The sequence below is a fragment of the Pseudonocardia sp. DR1-2 genome, assembly GCF_023717215.1.
In the GTDB taxonomy this organism is placed as follows: Bacteria; Actinomycetota; Actinomycetes; order Mycobacteriales; family Pseudonocardiaceae; genus Pseudonocardia; species Pseudonocardia alni.
On record NZ_JAMQOF010000002.1, the window covers coordinates 677709 to 697431 of the forward strand.

Annotated in this window: 24 protein-coding genes; 11 read left to right on the plus strand and 13 right to left on the minus strand. The window is 74.2% G+C overall.

The genetic code is table 11. The features are described from left to right. The first annotated feature begins 20 nt into the window (after positions 1–20). The 9 genes from ND486_RS08065 to ND486_RS08105 all read left to right on the plus strand — a co-directional run bounded on the left by ND486_RS08065 (position 21) and on the right by ND486_RS08105 (position 8064). Positions 21–1454: a substrate-binding protein gene (locus ND486_RS08065; RefSeq protein ID WP_251783450.1), complete on the plus strand. Its 1434-nt coding sequence runs from the start codon at positions 21–23 to the stop codon at positions 1452–1454. A gap of 125 nt (positions 1455–1579) precedes the next feature. After that, positions 1580–3124: an amidase gene (locus tag ND486_RS08070; RefSeq protein WP_251783451.1), complete on the plus strand. Its 1545-nt coding sequence runs from the start codon at positions 1580–1582 to the stop codon at positions 3122–3124. Beyond that, positions 3121–3825, plus strand: coding sequence for a nitrile hydratase subunit beta (nthB, locus tag ND486_RS08075; protein WP_251783452.1), 705 nt, complete (start codon positions 3121–3123; stop codon positions 3823–3825). Before ND486_RS08070 ends, nthB begins: the two co-directional genes overlap by 4 nt. A gap of 3 nt (positions 3826–3828) precedes the next feature. Next, positions 3829–4461, plus strand: coding sequence for a nitrile hydratase subunit alpha (gene nthA, locus ND486_RS08080; protein WP_208822819.1), 633 nt, complete (start codon positions 3829–3831; stop codon positions 4459–4461). After that, the gene (locus ND486_RS08085; protein WP_062398650.1) at positions 4458–4865 is read left to right on the plus strand and encodes a nitrile hydratase accessory protein; all 408 of its coding nucleotides are present in this window, start codon (positions 4458–4460) and stop codon (positions 4863–4865) included. The genes nthA and ND486_RS08085 overlap by 4 nt, the downstream gene beginning before the upstream one ends. 81 nt (positions 4866–4946) lie before the next feature. After that, on the plus strand, positions 4947–5711 hold the full coding sequence (locus ND486_RS08090) for a nitrile hydratase subunit alpha (RefSeq protein ID WP_251783453.1): 765 nt from the start codon (positions 4947–4949) through the stop codon (positions 5709–5711). Between the two features lie 84 nt (positions 5712–5795). Beyond that, a complete protein-coding gene (locus ND486_RS08095) occupies positions 5796–6743 on the plus strand; it encodes a manganese catalase family protein (protein WP_251783454.1) in 948 nt (315 codons plus the stop codon). A gap of 253 nt (positions 6744–6996) precedes the next feature. Beyond that, on the plus strand, positions 6997–7344 hold the full coding sequence (locus tag ND486_RS08100; RefSeq protein WP_208822832.1) for a hypothetical protein: 348 nt from the start codon (positions 6997–6999) through the stop codon (positions 7342–7344). 327 nt (positions 7345–7671) lie between these two features. Beyond that, positions 7672–8064: a hypothetical protein gene (locus tag ND486_RS08105; protein ID WP_251783455.1), complete on the plus strand. Its 393-nt coding sequence runs from the start codon at positions 7672–7674 to the stop codon at positions 8062–8064. Between the two features lie 61 nt (positions 8065–8125). Here ND486_RS08105 and ND486_RS08110 read toward each other — a convergent pair whose 3' ends face one another. Genes ND486_RS08110 through ND486_RS08125 form a run of 4 tightly spaced genes read right to left on the minus strand, consistent with a single transcriptional unit; the run spans position 8126 to position 12428 of the window. After that, the gene (locus tag ND486_RS08110) at positions 8126–8551 is read right to left on the minus strand and encodes an acyl-CoA thioesterase (RefSeq protein ID WP_073576130.1); all 426 of its coding nucleotides are present in this window, start codon (positions 8549–8551) and stop codon (positions 8126–8128) included. 35 nt (positions 8552–8586) lie between these two features. Then, positions 8587–9300 (minus strand): alpha/beta hydrolase, encoded by a 714-nt coding sequence (locus tag ND486_RS08115; RefSeq protein ID WP_251783456.1) that lies wholly within the window; start codon positions 9298–9300, stop codon positions 8587–8589. A 20-nt stretch (positions 9301–9320) separates the two neighbouring features. Next, positions 9321–11846 carry a cation-transporting P-type ATPase gene (locus ND486_RS08120; RefSeq protein ID WP_251783457.1) on the minus strand — a complete coding sequence of 842 codons (2526 nt, stop codon included), beginning with the start codon at positions 11844–11846 and terminating at the stop codon, positions 9321–9323. 15 nt (positions 11847–11861) lie between these two features. Beyond that, positions 11862–12428 (minus strand): mediator of RNA polymerase II transcription subunit 17, encoded by a 567-nt coding sequence (locus ND486_RS08125; RefSeq protein ID WP_251783459.1) that lies wholly within the window; start codon positions 12426–12428, stop codon positions 11862–11864. An 86-nt stretch (positions 12429–12514) separates the two neighbouring features. Here ND486_RS08125 and ND486_RS08130 point away from each other — a divergent pair, with 86 nt between their 5' ends. Together ND486_RS08130 and ND486_RS08135 are read left to right on the plus strand one after the other, a co-directional pair. Then, the gene (locus ND486_RS08130; protein WP_251783460.1) at positions 12515–13489 is read left to right on the plus strand and encodes an aldo/keto reductase; all 975 of its coding nucleotides are present in this window, start codon (positions 12515–12517) and stop codon (positions 13487–13489) included. A 108-nt stretch (positions 13490–13597) separates the two neighbouring features. Then, on the plus strand, positions 13598–14488 hold the full coding sequence (locus ND486_RS08135) for a hypothetical protein (RefSeq protein ID WP_251783461.1): 891 nt from the start codon (positions 13598–13600) through the stop codon (positions 14486–14488). 66 nt (positions 14489–14554) lie between these two features. On the opposite strand, the gene ND486_RS08140 is transcribed toward ND486_RS08135, so the two are convergent. The 9 genes from ND486_RS08140 to ND486_RS08180 form a co-directional block, all read right to left on the minus strand. Continuing rightward, positions 14555–15154 (minus strand): alkaline shock response membrane anchor protein AmaP, encoded by a 600-nt coding sequence (locus ND486_RS08140; RefSeq protein WP_251783462.1) that lies wholly within the window; start codon positions 15152–15154, stop codon positions 14555–14557. After that, positions 15154–15699: a DUF6286 domain-containing protein gene (locus ND486_RS08145; RefSeq protein WP_251783463.1), complete on the minus strand. Its 546-nt coding sequence runs from the start codon at positions 15697–15699 to the stop codon at positions 15154–15156. Before ND486_RS08145 ends, ND486_RS08140 begins: the two co-directional genes overlap by 1 nt. After that, on the minus strand, positions 15696–16211 hold the full coding sequence (locus ND486_RS08150) for an Asp23/Gls24 family envelope stress response protein (RefSeq protein ID WP_251783464.1): 516 nt from the start codon (positions 16209–16211) through the stop codon (positions 15696–15698). The genes ND486_RS08145 and ND486_RS08150 overlap by 4 nt, the downstream gene beginning before the upstream one ends. A gap of 5 nt (positions 16212–16216) precedes the next feature. Then, positions 16217–16429, minus strand: coding sequence for a hypothetical protein (locus tag ND486_RS08155; RefSeq protein WP_062398628.1), 213 nt, complete (start codon positions 16427–16429; stop codon positions 16217–16219). Positions 16430–16496: 67 nt separating this feature from the next. Beyond that, positions 16497–16898: a hypothetical protein gene (locus tag ND486_RS08160; RefSeq protein WP_073575989.1), complete on the minus strand. Its 402-nt coding sequence runs from the start codon at positions 16896–16898 to the stop codon at positions 16497–16499. Continuing rightward, positions 16895–17359 (minus strand): Asp23/Gls24 family envelope stress response protein, encoded by a 465-nt coding sequence (locus tag ND486_RS08165; protein ID WP_208822851.1) that lies wholly within the window; start codon positions 17357–17359, stop codon positions 16895–16897. Before ND486_RS08165 ends, ND486_RS08160 begins: the two co-directional genes overlap by 4 nt. 281 nt (positions 17360–17640) lie before the next feature. Continuing rightward, positions 17641–18114, minus strand: a complete 474-nt coding sequence (locus ND486_RS08170; protein ID WP_224401191.1) for a hypothetical protein — start codon at positions 18112–18114, stop codon at positions 17641–17643. 109 nt (positions 18115–18223) lie between these two features. After that, positions 18224–19039 (minus strand): trans-aconitate 2-methyltransferase, encoded by an 816-nt coding sequence (locus tag ND486_RS08175; RefSeq protein WP_251783465.1) that lies wholly within the window; start codon positions 19037–19039, stop codon positions 18224–18226. A 107-nt stretch (positions 19040–19146) separates the two neighbouring features. After that, the gene (locus tag ND486_RS08180) at positions 19147–19692 is read right to left on the minus strand and encodes a L,D-transpeptidase (protein ID WP_251783466.1); all 546 of its coding nucleotides are present in this window, start codon (positions 19690–19692) and stop codon (positions 19147–19149) included. Between the last annotated feature and the right edge of the window lie 31 nt (positions 19693–19723).

Here is a 19723-nt window from a genome sequence, read left to right on the forward strand (position 1 = left end):
GTGCCGGGAGACTGACCCCCGTGGGGACGATCGCGCTCGCGGTGGAGGAGTTCGTCGCCGCCGCCCCGGCGGTCGTCTTCGGACGTTTCGGGCGCGACTCCGGCGCGGGCTGGCTGTTCGGTGCGGCGTGCGACCGGGTCGCGGTGGGCGAGCCGGTCACCCTGCGGGCGCCCATCGCCGGCGGGCCGCCGGTCGACGTGCTCGGCCGGATCAGCGAGCTCCGCGGACCGCGCACCATCACGATCACCCACGACCAGCCCTGGCAGGGCCGCATCCGGCTGCGGTTCTCCGCCGCGCCCGGCGGGACGCGGATCCGGCTCGACGCCGAGATCGACCGGCTCGGGTTCGAGTGGCTGATGCGTCGGCGCGGCCACCCGGTTCCCGACCACGCCCCGGACGGCCCCCGCATCGGTGTGCTCACCAGCCGGTCCGGGTCGGGCAGCGTGTTCGCCTCGGCCGTCGCGAACGCGGCGGCCCTGGCCGTCGAGGAGATCAACGAGTCGGGTGGTGTCGGCGGGCGCCCGCTGGACCTGATGGTGGGCGACGACGCCACCGACCCCGGCACGGGGACCCTGGAAGCGCTGCGGCTGGCCCGGGCCGGCTGCCGGACCGTCTTCCTGACGACGACCTCGGCGACCTACCACGCCGTCTCGACCGCCCTGACCGGGCGCGACGTGCTCCTCGTGCACACCAACATGAACGAGGGCGGCGGCGAGTCCCGGCTGCGGATCCGGCTGGGCGAGCGGCCCGCGACCCAGCTCGCGACGGCCGCGGGACCGGTCATGCGGGCGGCCGGCGGGCGTCGCTGGTTCCTGGCGGGCAACGACTACGTGTGGCCCCGTGCGGTCAACACCGCCGCCCGGGAGGTGCTCCCGGCGCACGGCGCGGTGCTGGTCGGCGAGGGCTACGCCGCACTCGGGGCGCGGGACTTCGCCCCGCTGGTCGAGCGGATCGCGGCCTCGGGTGCCGACGTCGTGCTCAACACCTTCGTGGGCGCCGACGCCGCCGCGTTCGAGCGCCAGTGCCACGCGATGGGGCTGCGGGACCAGACGGTCAGCCTGGGCCCGGCGATGGACGAGGCGACCCTGGAGCGGGTCGGGCTGCGGGCGGCGGAGGGCATCCACGGGGTCTCGGGCTACTTCCAGCACCTGCAGACCGAGCGCAACGGCACGCTGCTGGAGCGCTACCGGGCCCGCTTCGGGCAGTGGGCGCCCCCGCTGTCGTCGCTGTCGGAGTCGATGTTCGAGGCGATCCACGTGTGGGCCGTCGCGGCGCGCCGGGTCCGCTCGACCGAGCCGGTACCCGTCGCCGACGAGATCCGGTTCGGCCGCTACGACCTCCCGCGGGGCACCCTGGCGCTCGACGGCCACCACCACGTCGAGCAGCCGCTGCACCTCGCGACCGCCCGCGGCGCGACCTTCGGCTCGATGGACGACAGCGAGGGACGGTCGTGAATACGCGCATGTGACAGGGGTGGAACGGACGCGTCAGGCCTCATGTCAATGAGTCTGTATTGATTGACACGTGCAGGCATGGACCCTAGCTTTCTCGCATCCCCCGATGTGAGGAGCACGACCTGATGGCGATCCCACCCCCTGACGCCGCCCGCCTGGCGGCGTTGAACGAGCACTACGCGTTCGGCCTGTCGGAGGCCGAGCTGGCCGAGTTCGGTCCGGCGGTGGCTGCGACGTTCGCGTCCTCGGAGCGGGTCGAGGAGCTCTACCGGGCCACCGCGCCCCGGGCGCCGCAGCGGGAGTGGTCCGAGCCCACCGACAACCCGCTGGGCGGCTGGTACGTGACGACCTCCGTCCACGGTGCGGCGGAGGGCCCGCTGGCCGGGCGGACCGTGGCGCTCAAGGACAACATCTCCCTCGCCGGAGTGCCGATGACCAACGGGTCGGCCACGGTCGAGGGGTTCGTCCCCTCCCGGGACGCGACGGTCGCGACCCGCCTGCTGGCCGCCGGGGCGACGATCACCGGCAAGGCGATGTGCGAGGACCTGTGCTTCTCCGGGGCCAGCTTCACCTCCCGGCCGTGGCCGGTGGGCAACCCCTGGGACCCGGCACGGGTCTCGGGCGGCTCGTCCTCGGGGAGTGCGGCGCTGGTCGGGTCCGGGGCGGTCGACATGGCCGTGGGTGGTGACCAGGGCGGCTCGATCCGTATGCCGTCGGCGTTCTCGGGCACGGTCGGGCACAAGCCCACCCACGGCCTGGTGCCCTACACCGGTGCGTTCCCCATCGAGGCCACGATCGACCATCTGGGCCCGATCACCCGCACGGTGTCCGACGCCGCACTGATGCTCGGGGTGATCGCCGGGGTCGACGGGCTCGATGTGCGTCAGCCCACCGAGCTCGAGCCGGTCGACTACCTGGCGGCCTTGGAGCGGTCGGCGGGCGGGTTGCGGGTCGGGATCGTGACCGAGGGCTTCGCCCGCCCGGAGAGCGACCCGGCCGTGGACGAGGCCGTGCGTGCGGCGATCGGGACGCTGACCGACGCGGGTCTGGTCGCCGAGGAGATCTCGATCCCCTGGCACCTGGACGCGATGGCGGTCTGGAACGTCATCGGGACCGAGGGCGCCGCGCACCAGATGATCGACGGCAACGCCTACGGCATGAACTACCCGGGTCTCTACGACCCGGAGCTGATCGCGCACTACCACCGTGGGCGTCACGCCCGCGGGTCGGAGCTGTCCAAGACCGTCAAGCTCGTCGGCCTCTCGGGTGGTTACACCTTCGGCCACGCGGGTGGCGCCTACTACGGGATGGCCCGCAACCTGGCCCTCGAGGTGCGGGCGGCCTACGACGCGGCCCTGACCGGGTACGACGTGCTGGTCATGCCGACCGTGCCCTACACCGCGCCCGAGCTGCTCGGACTCGACGCCGATCTGGACAGCTACCTGCCGACCGCGCTGGGGATGATCGGCAACTGTGCCCCGTTCGACGTGTCCGGGCACCCGGCCGCGTCGGTCCCGGCCGGGCTCGTGAACGGGCTCCCGACCGGTCTGATGATCGTGGGCCGGCGTTTCGACGACGCGACCGTGTTGCGGGTCGCGCACACCTTCGAGCAGGCCGTCGGCGGCTTCCCCGCTCCGCCGGCCCTCACCACCGTGGGAGGACAGCAGTGAACGGAGTCTTCGATCTCGGCGGCACCGACGGGCTGGGCAAGGTCGAGAACGACCACATGTCCGAGCCCGTGTTCCGTGCCGACTGGGAGAAGCGTGCCTTCTCCATGTTCGCGCAGAGTGCCCGCGCCGGGCTGTTCAACGTGGACCAGTTCCGGCACGGCATCGAGAAGATGGACCCTGCCGAGTACCTGATCTCGAACTACTACGAGCACTGGGTCCACACGGTCGAGCACTACGCCGAGGCCGCGGGCGTGCTGGACCCGGCCGAGCTGGAGGCGCGGACCCGGCACTACCTGGAGAACCCCGACGCCCCGCTCCCCGAGCGGGAGACCGACACCGAGATCGTCGAGTTCGTCGACTGGGCGGTCACCAACGGGTTCCCGGCCCACCGCGAGTCGGACAAGGTCGCGCAGTTCTCCGTCGGCGACGAGGTCGTCGTCTCCTCCGAGAGCCCCTTCGGCCACACCCGCCGGGCCCGCTACATCCGCGGCCGCCGCGGCGTGATCAGCGCGGCCCACGGCACCTACCTCTACCCCGACACCGCCGGCAACGGGCTCGGCGACTGCCCCGAGCACCTCTACACCGTCCGCTTCGACGCCACCGAGCTGTGGGGCGTCGAGTACGCGGACCCGAACGGCGTCAACTACTTCGACGTGTGGGAGCCGTACCTCTCGCCCGTCCCCGCCACCCAGGGAGCCTGACCCATGACCGCGAAGCCCACCGACACCCCGCTCCGCACGCAGGAGGAGATCACCGCCCGGGTCAAGGCCCTGGAGTCGCTGCTGATCGAGAAGGGCGTGATGACCACCGCGGCGGTCGACCGTCTCGCCGAGGTCTACGAGAACGAGGTCGGCCCGCAGCTGGGGGCGAAGGTCGTCGCCAAGGCGTGGACCGACCCGGAGTTCAAGGCGCGCCTGCTGGAGGACGCCTCCGCCGCCTGCCGCGAGCTCGGTGTCGGCGGCCTGCAGGGTGAGGAGATGGTCGCCGTCGAGAACACCGACGACGTCCACCACGTCATCGTCTGCACGCTGTGCTCGTGCTACCCGTGGCCGGTGCTCGGGCTGCCCCCGAACTGGTACAAGGCGCCTCCGTTCCGTGCCCGCATCGTGCGTGAGCCCCGCAAGGTGCTGGCCGAGGACTTCGACCTGCCGCTGCCGGACAGCGTCGAGATCCGGGTGTGGGACTCCAGCTCCGAGCTGCGCTACTGGGTGCTGCCGCAGCGCCCGGCCGGCAGCGAGCACCTCTCCGAGGACGAGCTGGCCGCGCTGGTCACCCGGGACTCGATGATCGGCGTCGGCACGGCGAAGCCGGTCGTCACCGAGGCGGCCCGCGGATGAGCGCCGGGGTCCGGACGGACGCCACCGAGCTGGGCGACGCCCGCCGCCGGATCGAGAAGCTCGTCTGCGACATGCCCGGGGCGGACAAGCCGTTCACCGAGCCGTGGGAGCTGCGGGCCTTCGCCATGGCGGTCGCCGCGTACCACGAGGGCCACTACGAGTGGAGCGAGTTCCAGCTCTCCCTGGTCGAGGCGATCAAGGCCTGGGAGAACGGCGACGGCGGCGAGCCCTGGAGCTACTACCAGCACTGGCTGGACGCGCTCGAGCACACGCTCGCCGCGAGCGGGGCCCTGTCCGACTCCGTCGCGCTCGACGACCGCACCCGTCAGGTCCTGGCCACGCCGCGCAACGCGAACCACCACGAGGCACGACGCGAGCCGGTCGCGATCGACCCGGCCCGCTGAACGACGCGTGCGGGACCGGTCCGCGCTCCCCGCGGGCCGGTCCCGCACGTCCTGCCCGACACCCCGATCGGAGGCGGCACCGTGGACCTGCTGGTCAACCTGGCCGAACGCGCGGTGCTCCGGCACGGCCTCACCACCGCCGCCACGATCGACCGCTGGTACGACCACCACGCCGACGAGGTCGGCCCCCGCGCCGGTGCCCGTGCGGTCGCCCGGATCTGGACCGGCACGGGGCGGCCGGACACCGCGGACGCGGCCGGTGCCCGGCTCGGCCGCTGTGGGTGCGGCCGGGTCTGGCGCACCCACCGCGACACCCCCGGTGTCCGCAACGTGGTGCTCCCCGCCGCGACCGGGTGCAGCGGCTGGCCGGTGCTCGGGGTGCCCCCGAGCTGGTACCGGCCGCGCTCGGAGTACCTGCTCGACGTCGCGGGGGACACCGGCCCCGGGGTCCGCACCGCGATCTGGTCGGACTCGGCCCGCGTCCACCACCTGGTCGTCCCGGGGGCGCCGGCGCGGTGCACCGACGGCCCGGCCGACCTGGAGGGACGTGTCAGCCGGGCGGCGCTGCGGGGTCTCGACCCCGCCCCGTCCCCGGCGCCGCCGGACGCCCGGTGGGCCCGCGGCCTGCCCGGGTACGACCTCGACGAGCGGCTGCTCGACCGGCCGTGGCAGCTCCGCGCGGTCGCACTCGTCCTCGCCGTCGGGACCGACCGCCCGGACCTGCGCCCGCTGCTCGCCGCCGCGGTCGCCGCCGCGCCGTCGGCCGAGGTCTACGCCGCCTGGCCCGCCGCGGCGGCCGCGGCCGTGCGGACAGCGCGTGGGTGTGGACCCACGGGGTCCGGGTAGGCCGGGGTCCGACGGCTTCAACCCCGCAGGCCGTGTCCACGACCCCGGAAGGGGTCGCGCCCCACAGCCCACGAGGTGTCACCCGTGTTCCTGCACGTCCAGCGACTGTTGAACGAGATCGTCCCCGACGAGCCCGACCCCGCCGCGGCGAATGCGCTGCAGGAGGGGCTGGGCGGCCAGTTCGGCGAGATGCGCACGATGATGCAGTACCTGTTCCAGAGCTTCAACTTCCGCGGTCCGGACGGGAAACCCTTCCGGGACCTGCTCTACGGCGTCGGCACCGAGGAGATCGGGCACGTCGAGCTGATCGCCACCACGATCGCCCGGCTCACCGACGGCTCGCCCCGCTACCAGGGCAGCGCGACCGACGACATGGACACGCCCGGCGCAGGCGGGGCGACCCCGCTGAGCGCGGCCCTGACCGAGGGCAACATCCACCACTACCTGGTGGGGGCCCAGGGGGCGCTGCCGGTCGACGCGCAAGGTGACCCGTGGACGGGCAAGTACGTCTACGACAGCGGCAACCTGCCGCTCAACCTGCTCTACAACCTCATGCTCGAGTCGACCGGCCGGCTGCAGAAGTGCCGGCTCTACGAGATGACGGCGAACAGGACGGCGCGCTCGACGATCGCCTACCTGATCGTGCGCGACCAGGCCCACGAGAACGCCTACGCCAAGGCGCTCGAGGCGCTCGGGGTCAACTGGAACACGCTGCTGCCGATCCCGAAGACGAACGCCGAGAAGTTCCCCGAGGTGGCGACGCTGCTGGAGCAGGGTCTGCAGAGCAAGCAGTACACGTTCAGCCTCGACCAGCTCTCCGAGGCGGGCAAGCTCTACCGCGGGCCGTCGCCGTCGAACGACGGGACGACGCTGTCGACCGCGCAGGCGCCCGACGGCGTCCCGATGGACATCGCCGTCGAACGGCCCGAGGAGTTCGGACCGGGACTCGACCCGGAGCTGCTGGCGATGGTCCAGGCCGTCGCCGAGATGGAGGGCGACGAGCCCGCAGGTCAATGGGGTCGCGTCGGCTGACGCACGTCCGGGCGGACGGGGCGGGACCGGACGCGGTTCCGCCCTGTCGTCGTGCAGAACCGCCGACTCGGCGACGAAACCATATCGTGTGAATATCTGACGCTCGGTGATTGTTCCCCACGATGGTGTTCTGAGCTTGATGGGCACCTTTCCCGCCATTACGGTTCTTCTCAGCCGGTTCGGGCTCCCCCTTTGTCGTCGGGCCGGCACGTGCCCGGATCCGAATGGATCCGTGACTCACCAGGAGAAGACTGTGCAGAAGAAGAAGGCCGGTTTCGTCGCCGCCGTGTCCGCCGTCGCCCTGATCGGCCTGTCGCCGCTGGCGTTCGCCGGCTCGGACAGCGTCATCGACAAGGACGCCAAGGGCCTCGTCGCGGGTGCCAACGGCAACAACGCCCAGGTCCCGGTCCAGGCGTGCAACAACAACGTGCCGGTCAACGTCCTGGGTGTCCAGGTTCCGGTCGAGGACGCCGCTGCGGGCAACGGCCTGACCGGTGCCGCCGGCATCGCGGGCAAGGGCAAGGCCGTGTCGGGCGACTCCACCACCGACCAGTCCGACACCTGCGGCCAGGAGGCCGGCGCGGGCGACTCGGTCAACTGACCGACTCCTCGCCGCTGACGTGCCCCGGGACCCTCGCGGTCCCGGGGCACGTCCGTGTCCGGGGCAGGGTCGCGTGACCACCCGCCGTGGTCGTCGTCGCCGGTCCCGGCGCCGCTCCGGGCGGTTCGCCCCGATCGCATTCGACCCGATCGTGGGAGTATCCGAACGGAAAGTAATTCGGCCACCCGATGGTGGTAGAAGAATTGTTCGGGCTCTCCCGCACAGCTAGATTCGCAGCCAGTCGGCACGGGCTCCCCCTTTTTGTCAGCGTGCCGTCATGGAACGGGGCCTTCACCACGGCCCTGAGACCTCATCAGGAGAAGAACTGTGCTGAAGAAGGCCGGAATCATCGTCGCGGCGTCCGCCGCGTCCCTGCTCGCCGTCTCCCCGCTGGCCTTCGCCGGCGACTACGCGGGCGACTCCGCCAAGGACGGCAAGCACCACGGCTCGCACGAGTCGGGCCACATCGACAAGGACGCCAAGGGCCTCGTCTCCGGCCTGAACGGCAACAACGTCAACGTGCCGATCCAGGTCTGCAACAACAACATCCCGGTCAACGTGCTGGGCGTGCAGGTCCCGGTCGAGGACGCGAACCTGCTGAGCGGCGTCACCGGCGCCCTCGGCCTGGGTGGCAAGGCCAAGGCCGTCTCCGGCGACTCGGCCACCGACCAGTCCGACAGCTGCGGCCAGACCTCCGGCGCGGGCGACTCGGTCAACTGACCTTCCCGTACCGCGACGTGCCCCGGGACCGTGTGGTCCCGGGGCACCGTCGTGTCCGGGGTCAGCCACCGGCCCGGCGTGCCTCGCGACGCCGGCGCGCCTCGTCCCGGCGACGGCGCTCGGTGTCGGTCGACGGGACCAGCTCCGGGACCGGCACCGGACGCCGGTGCTCGTCCATCGCGACCATCGTGAAGTAGCAGCTGTTGGCGTGCCGCTGGGTCCGCTCGGTGATGTTCTCCGTGGTGACCCGGATGCCGATCTCCATCGAGCTGCGCCCGGTGTCGTTCACCGACGCCAGGAAGGTCACGAGCTCGCCGATGTAGATCGGTTCGCGGAAGCGGACCCGGTCCACCGAGAGCGTCACGACGTAGGTCCCGGCCCAGCGGCTCGCGCAGGAGAACGCGACCTGGTCGAGCAGCTTCAGGATCGCACCGCCGTGGACGTTGCCGGAGAAGTTCGCCATGTCCGGCGTCATCAGCACGGTCATCGTGAGCTGATGGCGGGGCAGGCCGCCGGGTGCGGTCACGTCGCCACCGCCAGGATCTCCCGGGTCACCGTCTCCCAGGCCGCCGACAGCGGGTCCACCACCGCGAAGTGGTCGCAGCCGGGCAGCTCGACCAGCCGCACCGACGGGTGCCGGCCGGCGTAGGAGCGGGAGACGGCCGGCGGGACGCGGTCGTCGGCGTCGCCGTGCACGATCGTCACCGGCCCGGGCGGGGGCGGGCCCGCCGCCGGGTCCAGGTCGGTGCGCCCGGCCGCCGGGCCACCGAGGTAGGCGCGGACCGCGCCGTCGCCGAGGTCCTCCACGTCGGCCAGCGCCAGGTCCGCGACCGGGGCGAGCGGCACCGTCGCCCGCACCAGCGACGGCTCGACGGCCGCGGCGTGCAGCACCAGGTGCCCGCCCGCGGAGTGCCCCACCGCGACGACCGGCCCGGCGACGGCGCGGGCGGCCCGCAGACCGGCGAGCACGTCGGCGACCGTCGCGTCCGGGTCACCGGGCACCCGGCGGTACTCCAGCGAGGCCACCGGCAGCCCCAGTGCGTTCAGCGCGGCCGCCGTCGACCGCAGATGCGTCCGGTCGATCGGGGGCCGCCAGAACCCGCCGTGCACCAGCACGACCAGCGGGCGGCCGGGCCCGCCGTCCGGCCACAGGTCCATGACCTGGTCGGGGTCGTCGCCGACGGCGACGGAGCGGGGCGGCTCGGGGGCCGGGCGGGACAGGACCGATCCGTTCACGACCGGTGGTCTAGCACGGATCATCCCGACGGGCGCCCCGTGGCGGCCCGCCGCCCGGCCTTGCGCAGCTCCAGCACCGCGACCGCGGCCACCGGCACCAGCACCGCCGCCGTCCACTGCGGACCGGTCAGCGGGGTGAGCCGCAGCGTCTCCCGCAGCACCGGCACGGTCGTGACCACCCACACCGCCACGGCGGTCACCACCGTCCACCACGGCAGGAACCGGTTCGCGAACAGCCCCGCCCGCAGCACCGGCGTCCGCTCGGTGCGCATCACCCAGGCCAGCGCCAGGTGCCCGGACAGCCAGCCCACGAACGCGACCGTCTGCGAGGCGGTCACCAGGTACAGCCCGCCGACGGCGACGAACAGCGCCGCCGCCCCCGCGGCGAGGTCGCCGAGCAGGGCCCGGTCCAGGAAGCGTGCACCCGGGTCACGCGGTGGGCGGGTCATGGCGTCGCGCTCGGCGGGTTCCGCGGCGAAGGTCGCGCTCCCCGCGATGTCCATGAACATCTCCAGCACCACGATCTGGATCGGGGTGAACGGTACGGCCATCCCGGTGAGCACCCCGGCGGCGACGGTCGCGACCAGCCCGGCCTTGCAGGCCAGGTAGTAGGCGACGCCCTTGCGCAGGTTCCCGTGCAGCGTGCGGCCCTCGTGCAGGGCCCGGGTGAGGGTGGAGACGTCGTCGTCGGCCAGGACCAGCCCGGCCGCCTCGCGCGCCACGTCGGTACCCGACGAGCCCATGGCCACGCCGACGTCGGCCCGGGCGAGCGCGGGGGCGTCGTTCACGCCGTCCCCGGTCACCGCCACCACCTCCCCGCCGGCCTGCAGCGCCGTGACCAGGCGCAGCTTGTGCGCGGGCGAGACCCGGGCGAACACCGGCGTCGACGCGACGGCGGCGGCCAGCGTCGCGTCGTCGAGACCGTCGAGGTCGCGGCCGGTCAGCACCGGGTCCGGGTCGATCCCGACCTCCGCGGCGACGGCCCGGGCGCAGGCGGGGTGGTCGCCGGTCACCATCACCACCCGCACCCCGGCCCGCCGCGCGGCGGCGACGGCCTCGGCGGCGCCCGGGCGCGGCGGGTCGGACAGCGCCACGAGCCCGGCGAGGACGAGGTCGCGCTCGGCGTCGCCGACCGTCGCCGGGACCTGCGACGCCGGCCTGCTCGCCACCGCGATCACCCGCAGGCCGCGGGCGGCGAGCGCGGCCACCCGGCCCGCGGTCTCCGGCGACGGCGCCGCGCAGCGGGCCAGCACCGACTCCGGCGAGCCGGTGGTCACCACCGTGGCGGTGCCGGACGCGCCGGCGGGCAGGACGACCGTCATCGTCTCCCGGCCGGGGTCGAACGGGAACCGGGCGACCGGTTCGGCGGGCGTCGGCAGGCCCCGGTCGCGGGCCGCGACGAGGAACGCGACGTCGGTCGGGTCACCGGACCAGCCGCCGTCGGGCTCGGGGGCGGTCTCGGTGCAGGCCGCGCCGAGGCCGAGCAGGGTGCCCTCGTCGACGCCCGGGGCCGGTTCGACCCGCGCGACGGCCATCCGGTTGCGGGTGAGCGTGCCGGTCTTGTCGGTGGCGAGCACCGTCACCAGCCCGAGGGCCTCCGCCGCGCGCAGCCGCCGGACCAGCCCGCGCCGTCGCGACAGCCGGTACGCGCCGAGCCCGAGCACCAGGCTGACGATGATCGGCAGCTCCTCCGGGACCGTCGCGAAGGCCAGGGTGAGCCCGGTCAGCACCATCTCCCGCCACGGCCGCCCGGTCAGCACGCCGACCAGCGGGACGAGCACGCTGAACGCGATCGCCAGTGTCGCGAGGCTGCCGGCGAGCTCGCGCATGGCCTGCTGGAGCGCGGTCCGGGGCGGCCGCGCCGCGACGACGAGCCCGGTCAGCGTGCCCAGCTCGGTGGCCGTCCCCGTCGCGACGACGACGCCGCGGGCCCGCCCGGCGACGACCGTCGTCCCGGCGAACACCAGGTTCGCCCGCTCGGCCAGTGCGGTGTCGCCGGAGAGCACGCGGGCGGCGTCCTTGGGGGCGGCGACGGGTTCCCCGGTGAGGGTCGACTCGTCGACGCGCAGCCCCCAGGTCTCGACCAGGCGCAGGTCGGCGGGCACACGTGAGCCCGCGGCCAGCGGCACGAGGTCGCCGGGCACGACGTCGTCGACCCCGACCGAGAGGGTGCTCCCGTCGCGCACCACCGGCGTCGTCGGGGCGGTGAGCTCGCCGAGCGAGGCGATGACCGACTTCGCGCGGAACTCGGCGAACACCTCGACCCCGACGACCGCCGCGATGATCACGACGACGGCGACGGTGTCGTCGAGCCGCCCCCAGACGCCGTAGAGCACCGCGATCGCCGCGAGCAGCAGCATCATCGGCTCGGTGACCTCGTCGGCGAGCACCCGCAGGAAGGTGACCCGCCGCGGGACGACCCACCGGTTGGGACCGTGCCGCCCCCGCCGCGCCGCGGCCTCGGCGCCGGTGAGGCCCCGCAGTGCGTCCGTACCGAGGTCGTCGACCACGGCCGCGCCGGTCGCGGCGTGCGCCCCGCTGCTCACGGGCTGCTCACGGGCTCAGTCCGTACGCGGTGGCAGGTCGGGGGCCACGCCCTCGGCGCGGTAGACGGCGGCGGTGAACGCGTCGAGCGCGCGCCGGCAGCGGTCCAGGAGGGCCTCGGCGTCCTTGCCGCGCTCGTCGGGGAAGAAGTCCCGGGACGAGATCGTGGCCAGCCAGCGGGTGAGCCGCTCCAGGTCCTGCTCGTTCTCCTCCAGCTCGGCGAAGGAGTAGTTGTCCCGGGCGGACTCCTTCTCCAGCTCCGCCAGCAGCGCCTCGCCGCGCTCGGTGAACTCGGCGAACTCCTTGCCGCGCTCGGTGCGGATCCGGGCGACGATGCCGTCGTCGCTGCTTCCGGCGGCGACGTCGAGCGCGTACGCGGTCCCGCCGGACTCGCGGACGTAGGTCGCGAGCCCCTCCAGGAACGTGCGGTTCTCGTCGGTCGACGGCAGCACCCAGGCGCCGTTCTGCAGGCCGACCGCGCCCGCGGCGCGGGCCCGGCGCCACAGCGTGACCCGGGGGCTCGAGGGGGAGGCGGGCAGCTGCGCGAGCAGCAGGACCCAGCCACCGGGCGGCGCGTCGGTCATGCTCGGGGACGGTACCGGCCGGCACCGGCGTGCAACAGGTGTTTCGTCGGGTGCGGCGCCGCCGTCGGGTGCGGCAGGCTGGGGCCATGCCCGCCCCCGCGCACCGTCTCGGCCTCGGCCTGGCCGCGATCGCCCGCCCCGCCTACATCACCTCCGGCCGCGCCGACGAGCTCGGCGACGACCGCGACGTCGCCACCCTGCGCGACCGCTCCCGCGCCCTGCTCGACGCCGCGTACGCCGCGGGCGTCCGCTACCTCGACGTCGCCCGCTCCTACGGCCGCGCCGAGGAGTTCCTCGCCGGCTGGCTCGCCGACCGGCCCGGGGTCACCGGCGATGGGGACCCCGTCGAGATCGGCTCGAAGTGGGGCTACCGCTACGTGGGCGGGTGGCGGACCGACGCCGACACCCACGAGGTCAAGGACCACTCGCTCGACGCCTTCACCGAGCAGTACGCGCTGAGCCACGACCTGCTCGGCGACCACCTGGGGACCTACCACGTGCACTCCGCGACGCTCGACACCGGCGTCCTCGACGACGGGCGCGTCCACCGCGCGATGGCCCACCTGCGCGACCGGGGGATCCGGGTCGGCATCTCCACCTCCGGCCCCGCCCAGGCCGACGCGGTGCGCCGGGCGCTGGACGTCCGGGTGGACGGCGAGCCGCTGTTCACCTCGTTCCAGAGCACCTGGAACCCGCTCGAACCCTCGGTGGGCCCGGCGCTGGCCGAGGCCGCCGACGCCGGGGCCCGGGTGATCGTGAAGGAGGTCTTCGCGAACGGCAGGCTCGCCCCGGGCGGTGAGGACGGCACCGAGGGCGCCCGCGCGGCCGCGGCGCTCGCCGCGCGGACCGGGATCGGGCTGGACCGGATCGCCGTCGCCGCGGCGCTGGCGAACCCGTGGGCGTGGCGGGTGCTGCTCGGCCCGGTCGGGACCGACCAGCTCGCGTCGAACCTCGCGGGCGCGGAGCTCACGCTGCCCGCGGACGTGGTCGAGGAGCTCGCCGCGCTGGCCGAACCGGCCGAGCACTACTGGGCCACCCGCTCCGCGCGCCCCTGGAGCTGACCCCGCGTTTCCCGGCGGACATACGCTCGTTTACCTTCCAGCCACCTTGCGGTCGGAGTCGACGTCGTCCGCCGATGCCGCCCGGCCGTGTGGTGAGGAGGAGGGGACATGACCGCCCAGGACCATCTCGCACGGGGCCGCGGCGCCCGGGGACGCGGCGCGCACAGCGCCGACGACGACCCGGCCACGGTCGTCATCCCGCGCTACACCGAGGACGCCGGGGCCGGTCCGCGGCCCGCGGCGGCGCCCGGGGCCGCGAGCCCGGCCCGCGCGGAGCCGTCGCCCGAGGCCCAGGCCGCCGCGCCCGGCGCACCGCACCTGGCGCTGCTGCGTCGCGGGCCGGTCGTCGGCACCGCCGCCGCGATCGTCGCCGTGCTGGCGCTGGCGCACTACGGCGCCGCCGTCTACGGCATCGGGCGGCCCGGCTTCGAGATCCCCGCCCCGATCCGGCTGGGCACCGAGCTGAACATCTCGACCTGGTTCAGCTCGGCGATGCACCTGACCAACGCGGCGCTGCTCGCGCTGATCGCGGCGAACTCGGTGCGTCGCGAGCGGTGGCGCTGGATCCTGCTCAGCCTGTCCTGCGCGGTCGTCGCGATGGACGAGACCGCGGCCAACCACGAGCAGATCGGCTGGATCATCCACACCACGTTCGGCACGAGCGGCTTCCTGACCTACGCCTGGATCATCCCGGCCGTGGTGCTCGTCGCCGTCGTCGCGGCGCTGTGCCTGCCGATGGTGCTGCGCCGGCCGGGGGCCTGGCTGGTCGTCGCCGGGGCGGCGGTGTTCCTGCTCGGCGCGGTCGGGCTGGAGTCGGCCGGTGGAGCCCTGTTCGAGCAGACCGGTGACGTGCAGTCCTTCACCTACAACGTCCTGGCAGGCACCGAGGAGACCTTCGAGATGGCCGGCCTGGTCATCGCGATGGCGGGGCTGCTCCGCATGGCGGGCGGCAGCGGCCTGCGGATCGCCGGCGCCGGGTTCGTCGACCGGTCCCGCTGACCCACCCGCACACGACGACGGGGCCCCGGTGATCCGGGGCCCCGTCGTCGTGTGTGCGTGCGGTGCTCAGCCCACCCGCGAGTGCTCCTTCGCCTCGGCCAGGCGCAGCACCAGGTCGGCACGCCCGGACTCGATGTCCAGTGCGGACCGCAACCGCGGCAGCGCGTGGTCGGTGATCCGGGTGCGCAGCGCGGCGAGGTCGGCACCGTCGTCCGCGGTCACGTCCAGGTGGATCTCCGGACGGCGACGGTCGCCGACGAGCGCGGAGGCGGCCCGCTGGACGCCGTCGTAGCTCTCGATGTCGGCGGCCAGTGCGTCCGCGGCGTGGTCGGAGTGGATCCGGGTCGTCCCGGCGTCCCGGCCCGCCACCTGTGCGGAGGGCAGTGTCCACGCCGAGGTGCGCGGCCTGCGCCGGGCCTGGGCGAGCAGCCAGCGCAGCGCCAGCAGCCCGACCACGACGGCGACGGCGAGCGTCACCCACGGCGCCCACTCGGGCAGCGTGAGATCGGCGGGCAGCAGCGGGACCGACGGGTCGATCCCGGGGAGCACCTGGCGCAGGACGCCGGTGCCGAACAGCAGCCCGAACACGCCCGCGGCGAGCAGGACGAGCCCGATCAGGAACAGCAGGGTCCGGTTGAGCCGGGCCGGTGGGGTCGCGCTGGCCATCACGCCTCCTTCTGCTTCGTGCCGGTCACGGACACCGTGACCCTGGGGCTGCGGGCCGGTCCGACGGCGTCGAGCCGCTGCGCGACCGCGCTGCGGACCCGGTCACGCAGGTCCTTCGGGTCGCCGAACGCGGCGTGCGCGGTGACGGCGGCGCGGCGCCCGGTGCTCTTCACCGACGCCCTGGTGACGCCGTCGACGCCGGTGGCGGCGTCGGCCAGCGCCCGGTTGAGGCTGCGCCGGGTGATCCCGGAGTCGAGGTGCTCGGCTCCGCCCGCCGGGGTCAGCGGGAACACGGTCGGGGTGCCCGGCCGCAGTGCGACCACGACGAGCACCAGCCCGACCAGCGCCACCAGACCGGACACGACGAGCACGGGCACGTCGGCTCCGGTGAACCCGGCGACGGTGGACCCCAGCACGCCGAAGTCGACGATCGGCTGCTGTCCGAGGAGCAGCTGTACGACCGCGACGGCGACGACGACGCAGAGCGCGAGCAGGACCAGCGCCACGATGCCCGCGGCGAGGGACTTGCGGGGGCGGCGGATCATTCGAGCTCCCTCGCGGCCGGCCGGGCGGCGCCCGGGACGGTGAGTGCGGTGACGACGACGTCGACCCGCGCGACGGACAACCCGGTCAGCGCCTCGACCTGCCGCACGACGTGCGCGCGGGCGCGGTCGCAGACCGCGGCCACCGGGGACGGGTAGGCGACGGAGATCCGCGCGTCGATCCGGGTCGACTGCCCGGAGACGGTCGCCTCGACGCGGGGGTGGCCGCCGGAGTCGTCGCGGCCGAGCATCCGCCCGACCGTGCCGGTGGTGCCACCGACACCCTCGGTCTCCTCCAGGGCCCCGAGCGCGATCTTCTGCACGACCTGGTCGGCGACGTCGATCCGGCCGCGGTCCTCCGGGGCCGTGCCGCCGGAGCCGTCGGCACCCGCGGAGGCGGTACCGGTGTCGATCGTGCGGGTCGGGGTGTCGTCCGGCGGGGGAGGGGCGAGGCGGGTGGCCCGGATCGTGTCCGGGTCCCCGGTCGCCGTCCCCGCCGGCTCGACGGTGCTCACCGGGTTCACCGGACCTTGTCGCGGCCGCGCCCGGACAGCCCCGACCGCTCGGAGAGCTCGGACAGGTCGAGGTCGCCGTCGAGCCAGCGGCCGACGGCGAGGCCGATCGCGCCGAGGATCAGGGCGAGGACGAACCCGCCGAAGCCGCCGACGATGCCGGCGATGGCCAGGAGGAGACCGGCGATCAGGCCGATCTGGGTGTTGGTGGACAGGGACATCACAGTCACGTCCTTCGAGACGAGGAGGTACCGGACGTCCGGGGATGTGGGCGGGCGTCCGGGCGGGTCAGGGGGTGGCCGCGGGAGGGACCGGGAGCTCGCCGGTGGCGGGTGCCGAGTCCGACGGCCGGATCGGCGTCGACTCGGTGGGGCCGGCGTAGTCGCCGACCACCACGTCCACCCGCGCGCCCCCGACGACCGGGAGCAGCGCGGTGCGGACCTGGCGGTCGATCTCGGCCACGGAGGCCGGGTAGCGGCCGACCACGTGTACCTCGACGGCCGGGGCCGTGGGGTCCACGCGGATGCCGCTCACCCGGCGTCCGGGCAGGTAGGTGGCGATCTCACCGAACCGGCCGCCGTGCAGCTGTGCGACGCCGGGGCAACCCAGCACCGCGTCGGCGATCCGGTCGGTGTCGACCGCACCCGTGGCGACGATCCCGTCGCCGTCCGCGGCGACGCGGGCGCTCACGCCACCCGCGAGGTGGACTCGATCTTCTTCGGCTCCTCGTCCTTGCCGTCGTCCTCGGACGGCAGGTGGACGTCGTCGACCGAGATGTTGACCTCGACGACCTCGAGCCCGGTCATCCGCTCCAGGGCGGAGATGACGTTGCGGCGCACGGCCTTCGCCAGGTCGGCGATGGAGACGCCGTACTCGACGACGACGTTGATGTCGACGGCGGCCTGCTTCTCGCCGACCTCGACCGACACACCCTGCGAGGCGTTGGTGGTGCCACCCGGGATGCGCTCGCGCAGCGCGCCGAACGCGCGGGCCGCGCCGCCGCCGAGGGCGTAGATGCCGCTGACCTCGCGGGCCGCCAGACCGGCGATCTTCGAGACGACCGTCTCGGCGATGCGGGTGCTGCCGTGCTCGGACTGCAGGGCGGACGGGGTGCCGGTGACGGCCGGGGCCTTGGTCTCGGTGGTGCTCATGTGCGCCTCCAGGTCGTGGCCCGGTATCGGGCCTCACAGTGGTCCGGATCGGGGGGCCGGTTCGTTCCGGTTGTGCCCCGTCGATCCGCTCGACACACATAGGAGGTCCGGGGGTGGCGCATCCTCACGCACGACTTCGCGTGGTCGTCGTCACACCGCGGTCGGAGCTGCGGGCCGCTGACCTGGGCAGGAGCCCTGTGACCTGCGACGGGAGGTCCGCGAAGGGGGTCCCGGTCCCCCGGTTTGCGATCACCCGATCAGATGATCATCGGACGTGGCACTCAGCCGGGCGGGAGGCCGATCGTCCAGCCGGTGACGTCGCGCAGTGCCACCTGCCAGCAGGCCGGCTCGACGTAGTTCGGCCCGCCGGCGGCGGTCGGGACCACGAGTGCGTCGGTGAAGTAGATCCAGTGGATGTCCTTCACCGGGATGTCCCGGCCGGGGCGCTCGTCGCCGCGGCCGTCGGCCATGTCGTCGAACATGTCGGCCATCGACGCCGCGGACTCGTTGCCCGGGTCACCCGCGGTGAGCCGGCGCAGCTGGTCCCCGAGTCCGCGCAGCCAGGCCGAGGGGTGCACGGCGTTGCCGAACACGAGCCCGGCCGGTGTGGCGACGGTGAGCGGGACGCTGTTGCGCTCGTCGCGGTAGGCGATCGACAGCACCGCCTGCAGGTAGCTCGGTGCGCTCAGCTCGGGGATCGTGACCACGCGCTGCGCGTCGGCCATTCCGGCGGGTCCGTCGGCTTCGACCGTCATGGCTCCGGACGGTAACCAGGAACCGCCCGGTCACGACAGGTCCACGTCGACCTGACGAGAACGGCTGGACGGCCCAGCGGGCGCACCGCCACCCGGCCCAGCCGACCCCTCAGGAACGGCGTGCGCGCGCTGCGACGCCCGGCTCCGGGCGGCGCGGGGACGGCACCGCGACGTCGGGGCGGACCACGACGTCGAACCGGGCCCCGGCGCCGTCGGGACCGACGCCGTCGACGGTCTCGTGCGCCCGGACCGTCAGCCCGCGGGCGGCCGCCGCGGCGGCGAGCGCCTCGTGCACCCGGTCGGCCGTCCCGGCCTGCCCGAACGCCCCGCGGTAGTGGTAGGCGAGCAGCATCCCGCCCGGCCGCAGGCGGTCCAGCAGGGCGGCCAGGCCGACCTGCAGCGTGACCGTCTCCCAGTAGTAGAGGACGTCGGAGCAGACGATCAGGTCGAAGTCGCCCTCGGGCATCTCGTGCGGGAGCGTGCGGCGGACGAAGGTCCCCGACGGCACCCGGGCGGCGGCCCGTTGGACCGCGGCGGAGCAGATGTCGACCCCGAGCAGCGCCGCGGTGTGCCCGGCGAGGCGGACCGACAGGTCACCCTCGCCGCAGCCGACCTCCAGCACCCGGTCGAAGCGGCGTCCGGCGAGCGCATCCATGACGGTGCCGTACTTCTGCTGCTCGTAGGCCGACAGCCCGATCGAGTACGGGTCCGGGCTGCGGTAGAGCCGGTCGTGCGTGCGCCGGCCCCAGCCCGGCTGCCACAGCCAGGTCTGGCCGGTCCAGCGCGGGTCGTGCTCGGCGCGGCCGAACCGGGCCAGGCCGCGCACCGGGACCGCGGCGGCACGCGCGCCGCCGCTCAGGGAGAGCCGCGCGATCCGCCGGGCGTGGTCGATCGGCGTGCGACGGGCGGGTCGGCTCTCGGCCATCGGGCGCTCCCGGGGACGGACGGGTGATTCGTCCCGTGTGTCGCCGGACGACCACCTCCGCGTTACGCCGGATGCCCGAGCACTCCCCGATGCGGTGACCGGCGCGCTCACTGCCCCTGACGGGCCGCGGTCTCCTCGGAGGCCTTCACGACCTGCACCTGGTCGCCGATCTGCAGGTAGTCGAAGTACGCCTTGGCCTCGGCCGGCGGGACGTGGATGCAGCCGGCCGAGGAGCGGTTCGGGTCGCCGCTGTGGAAGGCGATGCCGCCGTCGTTGAAGAACACCGACCAGGGCATCGGGGCCGGGTCGCCGTTCGGCAGCCGCGACTCCTCGCTCTTGTGGGTCGCGTCCTTGCGGTAGACGCGCAGCGAATGGCCGACCGGGGTCTCCTGGCCGTTGCCGCCCGAGGAGATGCCGATCGGGCCACGGATGACCTTGCCGTCCTGGATGAGCCAGGACTTCTGCGAGTCCAGGTCGACGCAGGCCTTGGCGGTGATCGAGCACGGGGTGCCCGGGACGAGCGGCTGCGCGCGGGCCTGCTCGGCGGCGGGGGATCCGGCCAGTGCCGTCCCGGCGACGGCGACACCCGCGATGGTGGCCAGTCCGAGGCCCAGTGCGACGAGGCGGCGGGGCCGCTGTCGGACGGTGTCCATGGGGTGCTCCTGTTCGTCCGCGTCGCCCGGG

Bases quoted from the DNA above. Each gene is read 5' to 3' on its own strand.
- nthA (WP_208822819.1), top strand. From the start codon at position 3,829: ATGACCGCGAAGCCCACCGACACCCCGCTCCGCACGCAGGAGGAGATC.
- ND486_RS08140 (WP_251783462.1), bottom strand. From the start codon at position 15,154: ATGGCCAGCGCGACCCCACCGGCCCGGCTCAACCGGACCCTGCTGTTC.
- ND486_RS08180 (WP_251783466.1), bottom strand. From the start codon at position 19,692: ATGGACACCGTCCGACAGCGGCCCCGCCGCCTCGTCGCACTGGGCCTC.
- ND486_RS08085 (WP_062398650.1), top strand. From the start codon at position 4,458: ATGAGCGCCGGGGTCCGGACGGACGCCACCGAGCTGGGCGACGCCCGC.
- ND486_RS08135 (WP_251783461.1), top strand. From the start codon at position 13,598: ATGACCGCCCAGGACCATCTCGCACGGGGCCGCGGCGCCCGGGGACGC.
- ND486_RS08110 (WP_073576130.1), bottom strand. From the start codon at position 8,551: ATGACCGTGCTGATGACGCCGGACATGGCGAACTTCTCCGGCAACGTC.
- ND486_RS08175 (WP_251783465.1), bottom strand. From the start codon at position 19,039: ATGGCCGAGAGCCGACCCGCCCGTCGCACGCCGATCGACCACGCCCGG.
- ND486_RS08165 (WP_208822851.1), bottom strand. From the start codon at position 17,359: ATGAGCACCACCGAGACCAAGGCCCCGGCCGTCACCGGCACCCCGTCC.
- ND486_RS08145 (WP_251783463.1), bottom strand. From the start codon at position 15,699: ATGATCCGCCGCCCCCGCAAGTCCCTCGCCGCGGGCATCGTGGCGCTG.
- ND486_RS08130 (WP_251783460.1), top strand. From the start codon at position 12,515: ATGCCCGCCCCCGCGCACCGTCTCGGCCTCGGCCTGGCCGCGATCGCC.
- ND486_RS08125 (WP_251783459.1), bottom strand. From the start codon at position 12,428: ATGACCGACGCGCCGCCCGGTGGCTGGGTCCTGCTGCTCGCGCAGCTG.
- ND486_RS08070 (WP_251783451.1), top strand. From the start codon at position 1,580: ATGGCGATCCCACCCCCTGACGCCGCCCGCCTGGCGGCGTTGAACGAG.
- ND486_RS08155 (WP_062398628.1), bottom strand. From the start codon at position 16,429: ATGTCCCTGTCCACCAACACCCAGATCGGCCTGATCGCCGGTCTCCTC.
- ND486_RS08170 (WP_224401191.1), bottom strand. From the start codon at position 18,114: ATGACGGTCGAAGCCGACGGACCCGCCGGAATGGCCGACGCGCAGCGC.